Origin of the sequence: Brucella sp. BE17, assembly GCF_039545455.1 — a bacterium.
Lineage (GTDB): Bacteria > Pseudomonadota > Alphaproteobacteria > Rhizobiales > Rhizobiaceae > Brucella.
Genome location: NZ_CP154468.1, coordinates 559,764 through 576,599 on the forward strand (window position 1 = coordinate 559,764; position 16,836 = coordinate 576,599).

A 16,836-nucleotide genomic window follows, 5' to 3' on the forward strand; every position below is an offset into this window, starting at 1 on the left:
AACGGGGCTGTTGGCATTGATGGAGGATAGTACAATGACGGGAGAACGCATTCAAAAAATCGCTGATAGTGTCATCCTCCGGGCTGTAGCTCGACTATCGATGGCGCTGGCATTGCCGTTGGCGAGTTTTGTTGTGTACTTCGGCCTTAGCTGGCTGGATAGCCGATTTGAAAAACAGGAAATGGCAAGCCAGAATGCCATTGCATTTCAGGTGTCAAGAATAGATCGGATTGAAAAAACAGCCACCACGGCGATTGATCAGTCTGCCAAGGTCAATGACCGGCTCACTGTTGTCGAGACAAAGCAGGCCACGGCAGATGCCACTGCGGCCAAATTCCAGAATGACGCTCTGACAAGGCTGGATCGTATGCAGGATAGCATGGTCGGCATATCAAATGCGGTTGCTGCGCTCACCGCCACCATGCAAGCGCGTGAAGATTACGAGCGACGAAAGTCGACCGCTCCACCCTGATTGATTTTATTCAAGCCCGCCCGTCATCAACGTGGCGGGTTTTTTGTTTTTTGCAGCTCCGGTTTGGGCCTATGCCAATCCCCCGACAAAGCCGCTGAGTTCTTTTAGGCGCACCATAGCCATGCGCATGTGTCCTTTACAGCCACGCGCGTTGCAGCGGGCCTTGGCCTCAATCTCATCTAGATACAATTGCGAGCGGCCGACCTTCTCGCAGATGGTTACCTTGTGGATATAGGTCAGGCGTCCGCAACTTTATTGTAAACAAACCACGTTATTCCACGATTTAGGCAACAAGATTTTAGCAAGATTTTCATGAATTCGCTTGTAGCCCATTTTTCATGAATTCATGAAACAACGCCATTGTTAGCATCGTTAACAGGTCAGTTATCAGCGACAATTTCGGAGTTAAAGTCGAATTTGGCAACAAATCAGAATTTAAACTTTGATATTCTCAAATTTATTTATAAAAATGGCGTAATTTAAGCCGTTCTAATAAAGTATGGGGGAGTTCGCCATGGGGAAGTTCAAAGCCACAATTCCGAGCAATTTAGCTAAGCGTACGATTTTTTCCGGTGGAGGGGTACTTCTAGTTCCTACTGTTATACTTCTTGGCTCGGCGTCAGCAGTCGCTCAAACGGCGGTATGGAACGGCTTACAGTCTAGTGACTGGAACCAGGTGACAAATTGGAACGGTAGTTCTCTGCCGCAAAATGGTGCCAATAGTGTGGTCACGATCAATAGCTTGGAACATAATCCATCTGTTGCGACGGGCGTTTCTTTTACAGGTCGTACACTGAATATAGCCACCGATGCCGCGACAAGCGGTGCGTTGGAGCTTAAGGGAAACTCGGCTTTCCAATTGCAAGGCGTTAATGTCGGTAGCCTAGGCTCAGGAAAGCTTACGATTGCCGATTCCACACTAACAAGTGTTGGAAGCGTCACTGTTGGCAGTACTGGATATGGTGAGATAACTGTCTCAGGGGCAGATGCCAAGTTGTCGATAACGGGTATAAGCTCGCATCTCAATATTGGCAATCGCGCAAATGGTCATGGTCGCGTTGAGATCAGGGCAGGGGCGACTTTAGAAACGTCGAACGTTTCACTGGGAAATTTGACGGGCGCGGGTGATCTGATTGTCAACGGCTCAGGCTCTAAGCTGGTCATTAACAGCCGTGATTTATCTGCAGTGGGCCGAACGGGAAATGTTACGATAGAAGTCAGTGATGGCGGATTGATAGATATCAAAGGCGATCCAACAAATCCTGATACACGTGGCCTTTTGCAACTGGGCAGCAATGCCGGAACGATGACCGATTTGTTGATTACTGGTGAAAATTCACAAGTGACAACCACAGGGAATGGTTTGATTGCGGAATTTGGCAGGGTGAATGCCCGTGTGGAAAATAAAGGGCTGCTTGATATTGGAAACCATCTTTTGGTTGGTATCGGTGTCGGCGATTTAAACATAAGCGGCAATAGTATAGTTAAAGCTGCTGGCGATACTGTAATTGGTTATAATCTTGGGCGTGGAGTTGTGACGGTACGTGACAACAGCAGGCTCATCAGCGGCGGAGAAATATATATAGCTCAAGGAGATAATACCTTAGGCATTCTGAATATCGGTGGTACGGCGGATGCAGCCGCTGCCCAGGCCGGCTTTTTGGAGGTCGCTGCAATCCATTTTGGTACAGGGGATGGTCGGCTGGTTTTCAATCATACAGCAGATACGCAAAGCGGTGCCTATGAGTTTACGCAACAGCTCGACGGGGCTGGAGCTATTGAGCATTATTCTGGCCTGACACGATTTTCCTCACCTGACAATGCTGCGTTTACTGGAACGACGCATGTTTTTGGTGGCACGATGCGTATAGATGGGGCGCTTGGTGGTGCTATTACGGTCGAGGAAAATGGTCGACTGCAAGGTATTGGAAGTGTTGGTTCGGTGCACAATCATGGCGTTATTGCCCCCGGCAATTCAATTGGTACGCTGACGATTAATGGCGACTATATAGGGCGGGGTGGTTTTCTAGAAGTCGAAGCTGTGCTTGGTAATGATAACTCCCTCACCGACAGACTCGTTGTTACCGGCAATACCTCGGGTGAAACGAATGTCGTTGTCAAAAATGTCGGCGGCACCGGAATGGCTACGACCGAAGGCATCCGGATCATTGAGGTCGGCGGCAATTCGGAAGGAAACTTCAGTCTTTTAAGTGATTATATTCATAACGGTGAAAATGCCGTAGTCGCAGGCGCTCACGCTTACAAGCTGCGTCAGGGCAGCGCGAGTTCATCGGACGACGGCGATTGGTATCTGCGTTCCGAGGTTCAGACGGTCGATCCCATAGACCCAACAGATCCCGTAAATCCAACAGATCCGATAGACCCAGCAGAACCGGTCGATCCGGTTTCCCCTCCTTCCAAGCCGCTTTATCAGGCAGGTGTTCCGACGTATGAAAGCTATGCGCAGTCTTTGCTTGGCCTGAACGGTGTTTCCACGCTGCAACAGCGTGTTGGCAACCGTCTCTGGGCGGGCTATGGCAATCGCGTGGTTGCGCAAGGGTCTGACCCGGTCGGCACCCCCTATGCAGCGCCCGAGGAAGCAGGCGTTGCCATTGACGGCAATGGCGTGTGGGGCCGTATTGAAGGCGCACATAATAGTATCAAGCCGCGCTTCACCACCTCCTCCACCGATTATGACCAGAATATCCTGAAGCTGCAGGCCGGTCTTGATAGCATGCTGGCAGAGACGGAAAGCGGCAAGCTGATCGGTGGCGTCACGGTTCATTACGCCCATGGCAAGACCAAGACCAGATCCGTCCATGGCGATGGTGAAATCTCCACCGATGGCTACGGCTTTGGCGGCACGCTGACATGGTATGGCGAAAATGGCTTCTATCTCGACGGTCAGGCACAGGCGACATGGTACAGAAGTGATCTGAGTTCGACGCTTGCCAATGCAACACTTGTCGATGGCAATGACGGCTTTGGCTATGCAATGTCGCTCGAAGGCGGCAAGCGCATTGCGATTGATCCGCTCTGGTCGCTCACACCGCAGGCACAGCTTGTCTATTCCAGCATCGATTTCGATGCCTTCACAGACACTTTCGGTTCAAGGGTGAGCATCGATCGCGGTGACAGCCTGCAAGGTCGTCTTGGTTTGACGCTAGATCATGAAAGTTCATGGCAAAATGCCAATGGCCAGCTTGATCGTGCGCATGTCTATGGCATTGCCAATCTCTATTACGAGCTCCTCAAAGGGACGAAGGTGGATGTTGCGGGCGTAAGCTTTGCCAGTGAGCAGGATCGTCTCTGGGGCGGGCTTGGCATTGGCGGTTCCTATAACTGGAACGACGACAAGTACTCGATCTATGGCGAAGGTGTCGTCAATACCAGCCTTAACAACTTTGGCGACAGCTATTCCGTCAAGGGACAGGCAGGTTTCAGGGTGAAGTGGTGATTTGACAACCGCTTGAAGCAAGCGGGCCATTAACGATTGATCATAATTGGCTCAGGATACTGCGTGGGAAGGGGCACGTCCCACGCCCGTTTATTATAATTAAGTCGTCGGAGTTTTCGACTAAGCTCACCCGGCTTTCATTCCTCAAATTCTAATATCGTGCACTGACAAGATCGGACCGGATTCAGGACAGCATAGTCGGCATATCGAATACCGTTGCTGCGCTGACGCACAACACGCTCCAAACTCAGGGCGATGGAACAGCACCAAGAGCATGCGCGCTCAGGAACACATTCCGCTAAATGGGGATATGTTGCTAAAATGTCTCATCATTAAAAAGAGTCAATAGTGATTCTGAATGATGATGAGGCGCGATGATTGGCAACAAAAGGGTGAGGGGCAGAAGTGGGATTCTACAATAAAATCAATGGGTGTTTTGGGCTGTTAGGTGAGGGGGGCTTCAAAAAGAAAAATTGCCCTAATATATTGATTTTAAGTAGTTAATTTCAATTTTTAAGGGGGTTCGAATGGTGGGCGTAACAGGGATTGAACCTGTGACCCCTACAATGTCAATGTAGTGCTCTCCCGCTGAGCTATACGCCCATTCGATGGAGCGCGATACACCATATCGTGCCGCGCCCGTCAATGCCTTTCGGCGAGTTTTTCGCTCTTTTTCTCAATCGAGTGAAAAAAGATCGCAAATCATGAGCGCCTTAAGCGGCGATCAGCATTTTTTCGATTTCATTCACCAGATCACGCAGGTGAAATGGCTTGGAAAGCACCTTGGCATCCCGTGGGGCATCCGAATCGGGATTGAGTGCCACTGCTGCAAAACCTGTGATGAACATGATCTTCAGGTCGGGATCGATTTCGCTTGCACGGCGCGCAAGTTCTATACCGTCCATTTCCGGCATCACGATGTCGGTCAACAGCAGCGAAAACGGCTCTTCCTGCAATCGTTCATAGGCGCTGGCGCCATTATCGAAGTTGGTCACATGATAACCAGCTTTTTCCAACGCCTTGACGAGAAAGCGCCGCATATCATTATCGTCTTCAGCAAGAAGAATTCTTTTCATGGTTCCGTCCGAATTTTTCATTGTTCGTCCCAGCTTCCACGCCGCTCGAACGATTCAATCTCTCCACTAGAAAACGCTGCTTTGGTAAATATGAAATGAATGTTCATACGAATGTTAATGGTTATGGCGCGTATTTGGCAATAAGTTGTCATGTGTGGCTTTTTTCAAAAGCTATGCTGGGTTGTCTTGTGTTCCATCCGCGCGCTTAGCGCGCGCATTACATCCTTTCTAGCGCTCAAAGGTCACGTCGCAACATATTGCACCTACAGCATCGGGCTAAAAATCGATTCCGATTTTTAGCCCGATGCTGTAGAGAACTAGTTTGATACATCCGGCGCTGCGTTCTGTCTGCAGTTTCCGGTATTTTGGCAGAAGACGGATCAGGAAATGAGTTTAGAGCGTGATTTTAGTCTGGTAGCGCCTTTTGCGGTTAACGCCCCGGCGCAACAGCGTATTCCGTTCGTTTTCAATTCACCCCATAGCGGGCGTAATTATCCAGCCACCTTTCTCGAAGCGTCGCGTCTCGACAGCCATGCGATCCGCTATTCGGAAGATTGCTATACCGACGAACTATTCGCATCGGTGGTTCGGCTTGGCGCACCTTTGCTCAAGGCGCATTTTCCCCGCGCGTTTCTCGATGTGAATCGCGAGCCTTATGAGCTCGATCCACGTATGTTTGACGAAACGTTGCCGCCATTCGTCAATAGTCAGTCGGCGCGCGTTGCGGGCGGGCTTGGCACGGTGCCACGCCTTGTGGGCGAAGGGCAGATGATCTACCCGGGGCGGATCGCGCTCGAAGAAGCCTTCTATCGCATAGAAGAGCTTTACAAGCCCTATCACAAGAAGCTGGAAACATTGCTGCAATCGACCCGCCGACAGTTCGGTTATGCGGTTCTGATCGATTGCCATTCGATGCCCGGCGGAATCCGACCCGGAGAAGTCGGTGCACGGCCGGATTTCATCATCGGGGACCGGTTCGGGCGTTCCTGTAATGAAAGGCTTACGCAGGCGGCCATCGGGCTCTTGCGCGAACTCGGCTATTCGGTCGCGCACAACAAGCCCTACGCGGGTGGTTTCATCACCGAGCATTACGGGCGCCCGGCCGCTGCCTGCCACGCCTTGCAGATCGAAATAAACCGCAGCCTTTATATTAATGAGCAGAGCCTTGAAAAATTGCCGGGCTTTGCGGCGCTTTGCGCGGACCTTTACCAGTTTCTGGGGGATCTCACCTCGCTGCCCGACGATCTTTTTATCGTGCCGCCGCTTGCCGCTGAGTAGGGCTTGCTAAAGGCGATCAATCTCACAGCCGCATCGGATAAAAAGAGCCGCGCCAGAATGATCTGGGCGCGGCCAAAGACTAGGGAGGAAATGCCCCTAAAGGCACTGACAGAACGATCTGTCAGGATTTAAAGTAACCGCAAAAATGTGTGCGGTCAAGAAAAGGCGCATATTTTTTGGGCGAATTATAATTTGCTCATTATATAGGCTATATTGGCATGTCGTGCATAAAGAAAGGACATGTCATAGAAACAGGAGAACGGGATTGCTGATCGACAAGGCATTTTTTTCCAAATTGGCGGATGTGGCAGCCGCACAGACATTGCCGCGATTTCGTCAACTGACGGAAATCGACAACAAATACAGCGTGGGATTCGATCCGGTAACGGAAGCCGACCGAGCAGCAGAGCGTGCGATTCGTACTTTGATCAATGAAGAATTTCCAGACCATGGCATTCTGGGAGAGGAATATGGCGCGGAAAACATTGACCGTAGGAACGTCTGGGTGATCGATCCGATTGATGGCACGCGCGCATTCATTTCTGGCCTGCCGGTATGGGGCACACTTGTCGGACTGATGGTAGATGGTGATGCCTGTGCCGGAATGATGTCGCAGCCTTTCACCGGCGAGTTGTTCTATAGCGACGGCGAGGCAAGCTATCTGGTGCGTGGTGATGAGTCCCGACGTCTTTCGGTGCGCAAGGGTGCTAGCCTTTCCGATGCGACGCTTTTCACCACGACACCGGCGATGTTTCGCGGTGAGGATCGCAGGAATTTTGACCGGCTGGAAAACGCGGTTCGACTGTCGCGATATGGTGTCGACTGCTATGCCTTCTCGATGCTGGCTGGCGGTTTCGCCGATATTGTCGTGGAGGCGGGATTGCAACCCTACGATATTGTGGCTCTGATCCCGCTAATCGAGCAGGCAGGGGGCGTTATCACACGCCGCGACGGCGGCCCCGCTGAAGCAGGCGGCGACATCGTTGCAGCAGCCTCGCGGGACCTGCATGCGGCGGCGTTGGATCTGCTCAATAGCTGAGCAGATCCGGTCAGCAGCCGGAGATGGCTGGCTCAAGCATTCCCGGTAGGATTTCGACATCGGACGATCCGGGAATGAAGGCATCGAAAGCTGCCCATAATTGTGCACGGTAGAAATCGGCTTCCTGCAACAATTCGTGGCGCGCGCCGTCAATCGTGGTCAGGGACACATTGCGGGTGCGTAAAGCAAACCGCTCAAGTGTTGGCGTTGAAACGACGCTATCACCGCCCGCCGCAATGATGAGGGAAGGAACGGCCAGCCCTTGCTCGGTAAATTGCGGCTGGTTGATGCGGTGCGCGGCTTCCAACGCACCCCAAATCCAGCGCACTGTCGGACCCCCGAGCGCCAGGTCTGGATAGGCTCCGGCTATTTCCATATTCCGTGCAAAACGTAACGGATCGCTGGTAAGGGGATTTCCCGCAAAAGGACGCGTAAGGAGCTTGCGCCCGCCGGTCGCATATAGCCGGCCAAACCCCATATAGCGCAATGCCGAAGCCGCGCGCCGCAATGTGTCGTCGCTTAATCGTGGGCTATGTAGTCCCATCAATGGTGCGCACAGAACCATGCGGGTGATGCGTGAGGTGAGTTTGTGCATTGAGGCCAGCGCGACCAGAGCGCCGGAAGAATGCCCGAGAATGTAATAGGGGGCAGGATAATCGGGCAGCACGATTTCTTTAAGGAAAAGATCGAGATCATCCGTATAATTGTCGAAACGACGAATGTAGCCTCGTAGGCGGTCACGCAAAAGGCGATGCGATCCGCCCTGACCCCGCCAATCGAAGGTTGCCACGGCAAAGCCTCTCGCCGCGAGATCCGACATTGTTTCGAAATATTTTTCGATGAATTCGTTGCGCCCCTGCAGCACGATTACTGTGCCTCGTACTGGCGTGGTCTGTGGACGCAACGCGGCATAACGCAGTGTCTTTTGTAAATTCCCCGGCTTTTCCCTGTCATGGGTAAAAAAACCCGACTTTATTCCGGGCGGAATAGGATTTGCAACGGTTTCGAAAAGCAGTTCCGGCATCCGGCTGGGTAGCCCTTTTTGAATCGGTGGACAGGTGCTCCTTATATATGCGCGAAGTTGTATAAAAAAAGTAACCGGAAGTTCGCAAGCGAACTTCCGGCCAAAGGAACGGCTGAAGTGAGGGACGTCACCGCCAGCCGTTCCGTCTCTTGAAAGCGCGGTGTTTAGCGCCGTGCGACGCGACGTTCATTGATGATACGCCCTGAATAGGCATCGACGCTTACAATGACGCGGCGTCCGTTGGGCCGCGTTGCGCGTACGGCATAGCTGCCGCGCTGCAGGCGGATGTCGCCGACCGCATAGCCGCGACGCTCAAGCGTACGTTTAACACCACGCGGGCTGATCACTTGGCGCTTGCCCCAATCGGAGCGACGATCCGGGCGGTCCCAGCCGGGACGGCGATCGTCAGGACGATAATCACGCGACGGGCGCTGGCGCTCTCCATGATACTGAACTTCCACGAGCGGAGCCGCGCTGGCAGCATAGGAAGGAATAGAAAAACCGGCGACGGTGGTGGCGAAAACTGCAAAGGCAAGGGCTGCTTTTTTCATCAGTATAATCCTCAATGACGCCCGTCCTGCGGACAGGTATGGAGGGACGTTAATCCCGCGTCCATGAACGTTCCCCGAAGATGATGTTCATTTTGCGTTCAGGGCTAGTTGCTGCTCCTTGAAAAGTGCGTGATGATGATCAGGAGTTGTTACCGGGTGAGTTGCTGCGTGTAGAAGTGCAGCAAAAACTCTTGAAAAGCAAAAGCGCCAATACCAAATGAATTTCGTGGCCGCCAAACGGGGTCACCGGCATCAAGAAATTCGCCAGAACGGGAATTTTCGCCGCCAATGCATTATGTCGCTCTAAAGGAGGGCTGAAATATGCGTCACGTAGATTTTTCACCACTTTATCGTTCCACGGTCGGTTTTGACCGCCTCTTTACCATGCTTGATACGCTGGCTTCGCCCGAGGGCAGTCAGGCCTATCCGCCTTATAATATCGAGCGTACGGCTGAGGATACCTATCGCATCACCATGGCGGTTGCCGGTTTTTCCGAAAGCGAACTCGATATCGAGGCGCATCGCAACCAGCTGACCGTCAAGGGCCAGAAGGCAGAAGATGATGCCTCGGAGACTGGCGAGGTGCTTTATCGCGGTATTGCGTCGCGCGCTTTCGAGCGTCGTTTCCAGCTCGCCGATTTCGTCGAGGTCGCAGGCGCAAGCCTGAAGAACGGCCTTCTGCATATCGATCTCAAGCGTGAAATTCCCGAACAGATGAAACCGCGCAAGATTGAAGTCGGCAAACTCAGAGGCGAGGGTGCACAGCAGATCGAAGCGAAAACTGCACACTAAACCTCCCTCGATATGAATGTTGGAACCGGCATTTGCAACGCAGATGCCGGTTTCTTATTACATGATTTCCAGAAATCGATTCCGATTTTCGGGCCGATGCTGTAAGCATGCCGTGAGGGCAAATATGTCCGGCCATGGGTCGGGATGCCACGCATGCAACATCCGGAGTTTTGATGAACGGCAAATGCGTTATTATCGGTGCGGGCCATGCTGGTTCTCAAGCCGCAATCAGTCTGCGTCAGGAAGGTTATGCCGGAGAAATCGTCCTCATTAATGACGAACCGGATATTCCCTATCATAAGCCGCCGCTCTCCAAATCCTATCTCAAGGCGCCCCAAAATGGTGGTCTCGTGCTGCGGCCCGAAAGCACCTATCGCGACAACGCTATCGAAATGTGGTTCGGGCACCGGGTGGATGCTGTATCGCTTGCCGATAGGACGCTCACGCTGGATGATGGCCGCGTTTTTGACTGGACGCAGCTTGTCTTTGCAACAGGCGCGCACGCGCGTATTCCCGATTTGCCGGGCATCGAGCTTGACGGCGTCGTTACCCTGCGGCGCATGGAAGAGGCGCGCCGCATTGCAGCCCTCATGCCGGACGTAAAAGATGTGGTCATCATTGGCGGTGGTTTCATCGGCCTTGAAATGGCACATAGCGCCATTGCGCTGGGCAAGAATACAACCTTGATAGAGGCAGCGCCGCGTGTTCTGGCTCGCTCTGTGGCGGCTGCCATATCGGCGCATGTCGAAACCCGCTCAAGGGGGGCTGGCATAAACCTGCTCACCGGCATCGGCGTGGCTTCGGTCGAAGGCCGCAACGGCCATGTGTCAGGTGTGAGGACACTGGATGGTGCGCTTTATCCGGCTGATCTGGTCGTGGTCGGAACTGGTGCACTGCCAAATGCCGAACTGGCAGCAAGCGCCGGCCTTAGTGTCGATAATGGTATCGTTGTCGATGAAAACATGCGCACATCGGCAGAGCATGTTTATGCCATCGGCGATTGCGTCAGCTACGATCATTTTCACGCTGGACGTCGTGTGCGGCTGGAATCTGTACAAAATGCCACCGATCAGGCCAAACATGCAGCACGCAGCATCGTCGGGCGTATGGCACCGTATCGAGAAGTGGCGTGGTTCTGGTCCGATCAGGGCGACATGAAGCTCCAGACTGCGGGACTGTCGTTCGACGCCGACAGGCATATCATGTCCGGCAATCCAGACGAGAATGCCTTCTCGATTTTCCATTTCGCAGGCGAGAGGCTGGTCGCGGTCGATTCTATCAATCGTCCTGCTGATCACATGATTGCCCGGCGGTTTCTTGGGGCAGGCATTAATCCAAGTGAGGCGGATATCGCCGCTGGCGCGCTGCGGCTCAAGGCATTGTTGGCTGTGATACCAAAGCCCTGAACAGGTCGAACTCCAATAAAAACACCCGTTGCGGGAGGAGCAACGGGTGTTTGAAAGAAAGACCGGACTTGGGAGGAGGATATCCGATCTTTAATCGTCAGGCGGAATGGGAGGAGGAGAACCGGCCCGACGATAACTTTGAAACTGAAGGAGCGCACATCATGAAAAATGCGATCCTTAAAAGAAGGCTCAAGCCTTTATAGGCTGTCTTAACGAACAGCTGCCTTACGAGCGATGGACGGAATTTCCGCAGGCAGGATGCCGAGGTCATTCAGTTCACGCGAGCTCAAACGGCTCAGTTCGTTGACAGTGTTGCGGTAGCGGCGCCAGTTGTTGTACGAGCGGAACAGGTTCATTTTTCTCACCTAGCCAAAATCAAATCTCTGTGTTGCAAACGACATATAGGCCCTGTCGTTGAAAACTTGCAGAGCCAGATTTGCATAGCTGCCGTGCAATTAAGCTCGGCGATTGCACGTATTTTACGCAGTACGGCCATTTTAAAATCACAATCGTCCTTAAGGTAGACGGATCGCCCAATTTTGAGCCGAATATTTTGTCGCAAAAACCCGTTAATTTGTCGGTTGAAGGCAATAATTCGGGATGACTCCTTGCCTGCTTTCCGTTAAGTGACGTTATGTCGATCGTTAGAGCATCAATGCTTTTACGTTGTCTGTCTGCGGGAGAGCGCCAAAAGGCCGCCGAAGGGGAAATCGCCCGAAATCTCTCAGGTACAAGGAACCGCAGACAGGGAAGGCAACTCTGGAAAGTCGGGGGAAACCCCGCGCCGAAGGTGTAAGTATGGCGTGATCATCGCCATGCGAGTCTCTCAGGCCTGAGACAGAGGGGCACGAAGCAGCCGCATTTCGCGGCAGGCATACGTGCGACTCTGGAGTTGTTATGGGCGATAGCACCAATCTTAAAAGCCTGCCTTTGCAGGACCTGCATCAACTAGCCAAGGCCCGTTTCGGCGGCTTTGCTGGCTGGAACATGCCAATTACCTATCCGTTGGGCGTGATGAAGGAGCATCTTCATACGCGTGAGCATGTAGGGTTGTTTGATATTTCCCACATGAAGCTGATCGAGGTTTCGGGCCCCGAAGCAGCCGAGCTTCTGGCGCAGACCTGTCCGTTCGATCCAAGCATTTTGAAAATCGGTCATTCCAAATATACGTTTTTTCTCAATGAGAGCGGCGGCGTACTCGACGATCTGATCGTTACACGTCTTGGCGATGAACGTTTTATGGTCGTTGCCAATGCAGGAAACGCCGATGCCGATATCGAGCATCTTCAGGAAGCGGCGGAAGGAAAAGACGTCAAAATCGATCCGCTCGACCGGGTGTTTCTGGCAATACAGGGCCCAAAAGCAGAAAGTGTGATTGCGGATGCCGGGCTTGCTGGTGGCGACCTCACCTTCATGACCGGCTTTGAGCCGAAGGCCAACTGGTTCATGACCCGTTCGGGCTATACAGGCGAAGACGGTTTTGAGATCGGTCTGCCTGTTGATGAAGCGCGTGAATTGGCAACAAAACTTCTTTCCGATGAGCGTGTCGAATGGATCGGCCTTGCCGCACGCGACAGCCTGCGCCTTGAGGCTGGCCTTTGCCTGCACGGACAGGATATTACACCGGAAACCGATCCTGTTTCGGCGGGTCTTATGTGGGCGATTGCAAAGCCTGTGCGCGAAAAGGACGCTTTTTCCGGTGCGAAGGCCGTACTCTCGGCGCTTGAAAAAGGCGCAAGCGCCAAGCGCGTCGGTCTTAAACCTGAAGGTCGCCAGCCGGTGCGCGCAGGTGCTGATCTTTTTGACGAAAATGGCCGTCAGGTCGGTACCGTCACATCGGGCGGCTTTGGTCCGTCCGCTGGTTTCCCGGTTGCCATGGGCTATGTCGAGGTCGCTCTCGCCACCCCTGGTACACGTGTTTTTGCGGATGTTCGCGGCAACAAGGTGCCTGTCGACGTCCACACACTTCCATTTACACCGCATCGCTATCGCAAAGGATAATTTTCATGGCCAATACCCTGTTCACCGAAGATCATGAATGGATTGCCGTTGAAGGTGGCGTCGCCACTGTCGGCATCACGGTCCACGCACAGGAACAACTCGGCGATCTGGTTTTCGTCGATCTGCCGGACGTGGGTCGCAAGGTCACAAAAGGCGAAGGCGTTGTGGTGGTGGAATCGGTTAAGGCCGCTTCCGATGTCTATGCGCCGGTCGATGGCGAAGTGGTCGAAGTCAACGACGCCGTTGCTTCCGATCCCGCTCTCGTCAATCAGGCATCCGAAAGTGACGGCTGGCTGTTCAAGCTTAAGCTTTCTGATGAAGGTCAGCTTTCGGGCCTCATGGACAAAGCCGGTTACGACGCGCTTGTAGGATAATCAGATGACGCAACTTCCCTTTGTGGCCCGCCATATCGGGCCGAGACTGGAAGACGAGCGCGCAATGCTTGCAGCCCTCGGCCTTCCGTCCATGGAAACCCTGATCACTCAGGCGGTTCCTGCATCGATACGGCTTGATCGCCCGCTTGATCTTCCACTCGCTGCCAGCGAGGCCGATGCTCTGGCTGAACTTAACGCGATCATGGGTCGTAATGAGGTCAAAAAGAGTTTTATCGGTGCGGGCTATCATGGTGTGCACACGCCGCCCGTCATTCAGCGCAATCTGTTTGAAAATCCGGCATGGTATACAGCCTATACGCCTTACCAGTCGGAAATCAGCCAGGGCCGTCTGGAACTGCTGTTTCATTTCCAGACACTTGTGGCGGAACTGACCGGCCTGCCGATTGCCTGTGCGTCGTTGCTCGATGAAGCAACGGCCGTTGCCGAAGCCATTGGCGTTGCCTGTCGTCATCATCGCGACAAGCGTTCGCGCATTCTGCTCGCAGGTGATCTGCATCCGCAGACCGTTGACGTAATCAACACCCGCGCCGAGCCGCTTGGCTGGGTGATCGAAAGCGGCAGCGCGGTCGATGACAACACGGCGGCCATCGTCGTGCCATGGCCCGATACACGCGGTGTCTATGGCGATTTCGACGCCGTCATCGCTGAAGCGAAAGCTAAGGGTGCACTGGTTATCGCTGTTGCCGATCCGCTGGCGCTGACTATTTCTGAAGCGCCTGCGACTTGGGGTGCCGACATGGCTGTCGGTTCCATGCAGCGCTTTGGCGTGCCGATGGGCTTTGGCGGTCCGCATGCGGCCTATCTTGCGGTTTCAGATGCGCTCACCCGCATCATTCCGGGTCGAATCGTTGGCCAGTCGGTTGATGCCCATGGCCGTGCCGCCTATCGTCTTGCATTGCAGACGCGCGAGCAGCATATCCGCCGCGACAAGGCGACTTCCAATATCTGCACCGCACAGGCGTTGCTCGCTAATATGGCCGCAGCCTTTGCCATCTGGCATGGTCCGTCCGGCTTGCAGGCGATTGCAACCCGCGTGGCAACGCTTGCCGCGCGTTTTGCAGCAAGCCTCAAAGCAGCCGACGTCGAGATTGTGGGCGAAAGCCTTTTCGATACGGTGACGGTCAAGGTTTCGGGCAAGGCGGAAACAATTGCGGCTGAAGCTGACAAGGGTGGACGCCTGATCCGTCTTATTGATGCCGATACGGTAAGCATCAGCTTTGACGAAACCTCAACAAAAGAAGATGTTAAAGCGCTTGCCTCACTTTTTGGTGCAACAGCAGGTGAGGGCAGTGCATCGCTCGTACCGGGCAAGGGACGCGGTGAAGGTTTGCTCACGCAAGACGTGTTCCATGCACATCGCTCCGAGACCGAGATGATGCGCTTTCTACGCCGTCTGGCCGACCGCGATCTGGCGCTCGACCGTGCGATGATCCCGCTTGGGTCCTGCACGATGAAGCTCAATGCCGCTGCGGAAATGATGCCGGTGAGCTGGAATACGGTTGCCAATCTGCATCCTTTCGCGCCTGCCGCCCAGGTCGAAGGCTATGCCAAGATGACGGCTGATGTAGAAAGCTGGCTATGCGAAGTCACCGGCTTCGCCGGTGTGTCATTGCAACCCAATGCCGGTAGCCAAGGCGAATATGCAGGCCTTCTGGCCATTCGCCATTATCATCAGGCACGTGGTGAAGGCCATCGCAATATCTGCCTGATCCCGTCCTCGGCGCATGGCACCAATCCGGCTAGCGCTTCGATGGCTGGCATGAGTGTCGTGGTGGTCAATTGCCGTCCGGATGGCGATATCGATCTCAATGATCTGAAAGCCAAGGCAGAAAAGCATCGCGATAATCTTGCCGCCTTCATGATCACCTATCCGTCCACTTATGGCGTGTTCGAGGAAGGCATCAAGGCTTTTTGCGAAATCGTGCATGAGAATGGCGGGCAGGTCTATTTCGATGGTGCCAACCTCAATGCGTTGGTCGGTCTTGCGCGGCCCTGCGATATAGGTGCAGATGTCTGCCATATGAACCTGCATAAGACGTTCTGCATTCCGCATGGCGGCGGCGGCCCGGGCGTCGGCCCGATCGGTGTTGCCAAGCATCTGGTGCCTTATCTGCCCGGCCACGTGGAAATCGGCTCGTCCCATGCCGTTTCGGCTGCACCCTTCGGCAGCGCCTCCATTCTGGTCATCACATGGATGTATATCCGCATGATGGGCGGAGCAGGGCTGAAGAAGGCAACCGAGGCGGCAATCCTCAACGCCAACTATATCGCGCATCGCCTGAAGGACACCTATCCAATCCTTTATACCGGCGGTCATGGCCGTGTGGCGCATGAATGCATCGTCGATACGCGCGTGTTGAAGGATAATGCAGGCATCACCGTGGACGATGTGGCCAAGCGGCTGATCGATTACGGTTTCCATGCGCCCACCATGTCATGGCCGGTTGCGGGAACCTTGATGATCGAACCGACCGAGTCGGAGCCGAAATCGGAGATCGACCGTCTTTGCGATGCGATGATCGCTATTGCGGGTGAAGCGAAGAAGGTGGCGGACGGCGTCTGGCCTTCGGATGACAATCCGCTTGCCAATGCGCCGCATACGGCAGGCGATACGCTTGCAACCGAATGGACGCATCCTTACACGCGTGAGGAGGCGGTATTCCCGGGTAAGGATAGCGATCCGACCGCTAAATACTGGCCGCCGGTCAGTCGCGTCGATAATGTGGGTGGCGACAGAAATCTCATCTGCTCCTGCCCGCCGGTCGCATCCTACGGCTGATCGCCATATTAATTAAGAATAAAGCGTCGCAGACATGCGGCGCTTTTTTATTGAGCGATAAGTCTCAGAAATTCAGGCAAAAAAAGAGCCGGACTAAAAAGTCCGGCCAAGTTATGAAGGTGCCATAAAGGCAAACCTCCAGAGGGGAACACTTGCCGGCGCAATGGGAGGAGGCGCAACGGCAAGTGACTGTCATATGGACCAAATGTCAGGCATCTTCAAGCCCCGTCCTGTGAAAATTTTGACAATTTCAGAAATTTCTGAAAATTGTTGAATGAATGGCTTTGTAGTCAAAGAATTGAGATGTCGATTCAATCGAATTGAAATGCGCTTTAAGCTGGCCGGCAAAATGCGGAAGCGCCTCAGGCCGCATAAGCTAACGCCTTATATTCCAATCATAATCTTTTAAAAGGGCTTGTCACCCTCAACTAATTTATACTGTAAAGGTCTGATATTATTATAATACTTCTAAAAGAAACCGGGAAATGCCGGTTGATTTGCCTTGCAGAAAATAGAGGTGCCAGCTAAAACATGACTAATTGACGAAGGCTTGCCCGCCGTATTCT

At 53.5% G+C, this 16,836-nt stretch carries 13 protein-coding genes, 1 tRNA gene and 1 riboswitch; of the genes, 9 read left to right on the forward strand and 5 right to left on the reverse strand.

Annotated features, from left to right (window positions below; genetic code table 11):
• Positions 1-34 precede the first annotated feature (34 nt).
• Both AAIB41_RS13965 and AAIB41_RS13970 read left to right on the forward strand, forming a co-directional pair.
• The gene (locus AAIB41_RS13965) at positions 35-472 is read left to right on the forward strand and encodes a hypothetical protein (protein WP_343315884.1); all 438 of its coding nucleotides are present in this window, start codon (positions 35-37) and stop codon (positions 470-472) included.
• A gap of 676 nt (positions 473-1,148) precedes the next feature.
• Positions 1,149-3,929 carry an autotransporter outer membrane beta-barrel domain-containing protein gene (locus AAIB41_RS13970; RefSeq protein ID WP_343315885.1) on the forward strand — a complete coding sequence of 927 codons (2,781 nt, stop codon included), beginning with the start codon at positions 1,149-1,151 and terminating at the stop codon, positions 3,927-3,929.
• Positions 3,930-4,457: 528 nt separating this feature from the next.
• On the opposite strand, the gene AAIB41_RS13975 is transcribed toward AAIB41_RS13970, so the two are convergent.
• Positions 4,458-4,532: transfer RNA gene (locus AAIB41_RS13975), tRNA-Val, on the reverse strand.
• 110 nt (positions 4,533-4,642) lie between these two features.
• Complete coding sequence (locus tag AAIB41_RS13980) at positions 4,643-5,005, reverse strand: response regulator (protein ID WP_343315886.1); 363 nt, start codon at positions 5,003-5,005, stop codon at positions 4,643-4,645.
• A 387-nt stretch (positions 5,006-5,392) separates the two neighbouring features.
• Between AAIB41_RS13980 and AAIB41_RS13985 the strand changes: the two genes are divergently transcribed.
• Both AAIB41_RS13985 and hisN read left to right on the forward strand, forming a co-directional pair.
• On the forward strand, positions 5,393-6,283 hold the full coding sequence (locus tag AAIB41_RS13985) for an N-formylglutamate amidohydrolase (RefSeq protein ID WP_343315887.1): 891 nt from the start codon (positions 5,393-5,395) through the stop codon (positions 6,281-6,283).
• Positions 6,284-6,548: 265 nt separating this feature from the next.
• Entirely contained in the window at positions 6,549-7,322 is a 774-nt protein-coding gene (gene hisN / locus AAIB41_RS13990) for a histidinol-phosphatase (protein WP_343315888.1), read from the forward strand.
• Between the two features lie 10 nt (positions 7,323-7,332).
• Here hisN and AAIB41_RS13995 read toward each other — a convergent pair whose 3' ends face one another.
• The gene (locus AAIB41_RS13995) at positions 7,333-8,346 is read right to left on the reverse strand and encodes an alpha/beta hydrolase (RefSeq protein ID WP_343315889.1); all 1,014 of its coding nucleotides are present in this window, start codon (positions 8,344-8,346) and stop codon (positions 7,333-7,335) included.
• A gap of 164 nt (positions 8,347-8,510) precedes the next feature.
• Complete coding sequence (locus tag AAIB41_RS14000; RefSeq protein ID WP_343315890.1) at positions 8,511-8,897, reverse strand: antifreeze protein; 387 nt, start codon at positions 8,895-8,897, stop codon at positions 8,511-8,513.
• 321 nt (positions 8,898-9,218) lie between these two features.
• Here AAIB41_RS14000 and AAIB41_RS14005 point away from each other — a divergent pair, with 321 nt between their 5' ends.
• Positions 9,219-9,689: an Hsp20 family protein gene (locus AAIB41_RS14005; RefSeq protein ID WP_343315891.1), complete on the forward strand. Its 471-nt coding sequence runs from the start codon at positions 9,219-9,221 to the stop codon at positions 9,687-9,689.
• A gap of 173 nt (positions 9,690-9,862) precedes the next feature.
• Complete coding sequence (locus tag AAIB41_RS14010; protein ID WP_343315892.1) at positions 9,863-11,095, forward strand: FAD/NAD(P)-binding oxidoreductase; 1,233 nt, start codon at positions 9,863-9,865, stop codon at positions 11,093-11,095.
• A gap of 209 nt (positions 11,096-11,304) precedes the next feature.
• Here AAIB41_RS14010 and AAIB41_RS14015 read toward each other — a convergent pair whose 3' ends face one another.
• On the reverse strand, positions 11,305-11,451 hold the full coding sequence (locus tag AAIB41_RS14015; RefSeq protein ID WP_343315893.1) for a DUF1127 domain-containing protein: 147 nt from the start codon (positions 11,449-11,451) through the stop codon (positions 11,305-11,307).
• Between the two features lie 311 nt (positions 11,452-11,762).
• Positions 11,763-11,846, forward strand: a riboswitch (glycine riboswitch).
• 146 nt (positions 11,847-11,992) lie between these two features.
• Here AAIB41_RS14015 and gcvT point away from each other — a divergent pair.
• Genes gcvT through gcvP form a run of 3 tightly spaced genes read left to right on the forward strand, consistent with a single transcriptional unit; the run spans position 11,993 to position 16,270 of the window.
• On the forward strand, positions 11,993-13,096 hold the full coding sequence (gcvT, locus tag AAIB41_RS14020; RefSeq protein ID WP_343315894.1) for a glycine cleavage system aminomethyltransferase GcvT: 1,104 nt from the start codon (positions 11,993-11,995) through the stop codon (positions 13,094-13,096).
• A 5-nt stretch (positions 13,097-13,101) separates the two neighbouring features.
• On the forward strand, positions 13,102-13,470 hold the full coding sequence (gene gcvH, locus AAIB41_RS14025) for a glycine cleavage system protein GcvH (protein WP_343315895.1): 369 nt from the start codon (positions 13,102-13,104) through the stop codon (positions 13,468-13,470).
• Between the two features lie 4 nt (positions 13,471-13,474).
• Positions 13,475-16,270 carry an aminomethyl-transferring glycine dehydrogenase gene (gene gcvP / locus AAIB41_RS14030; protein WP_343315896.1) on the forward strand — a complete coding sequence of 932 codons (2,796 nt, stop codon included), beginning with the start codon at positions 13,475-13,477 and terminating at the stop codon, positions 16,268-16,270.
• Positions 16,271-16,836: the final 566 nt, after the last annotated feature.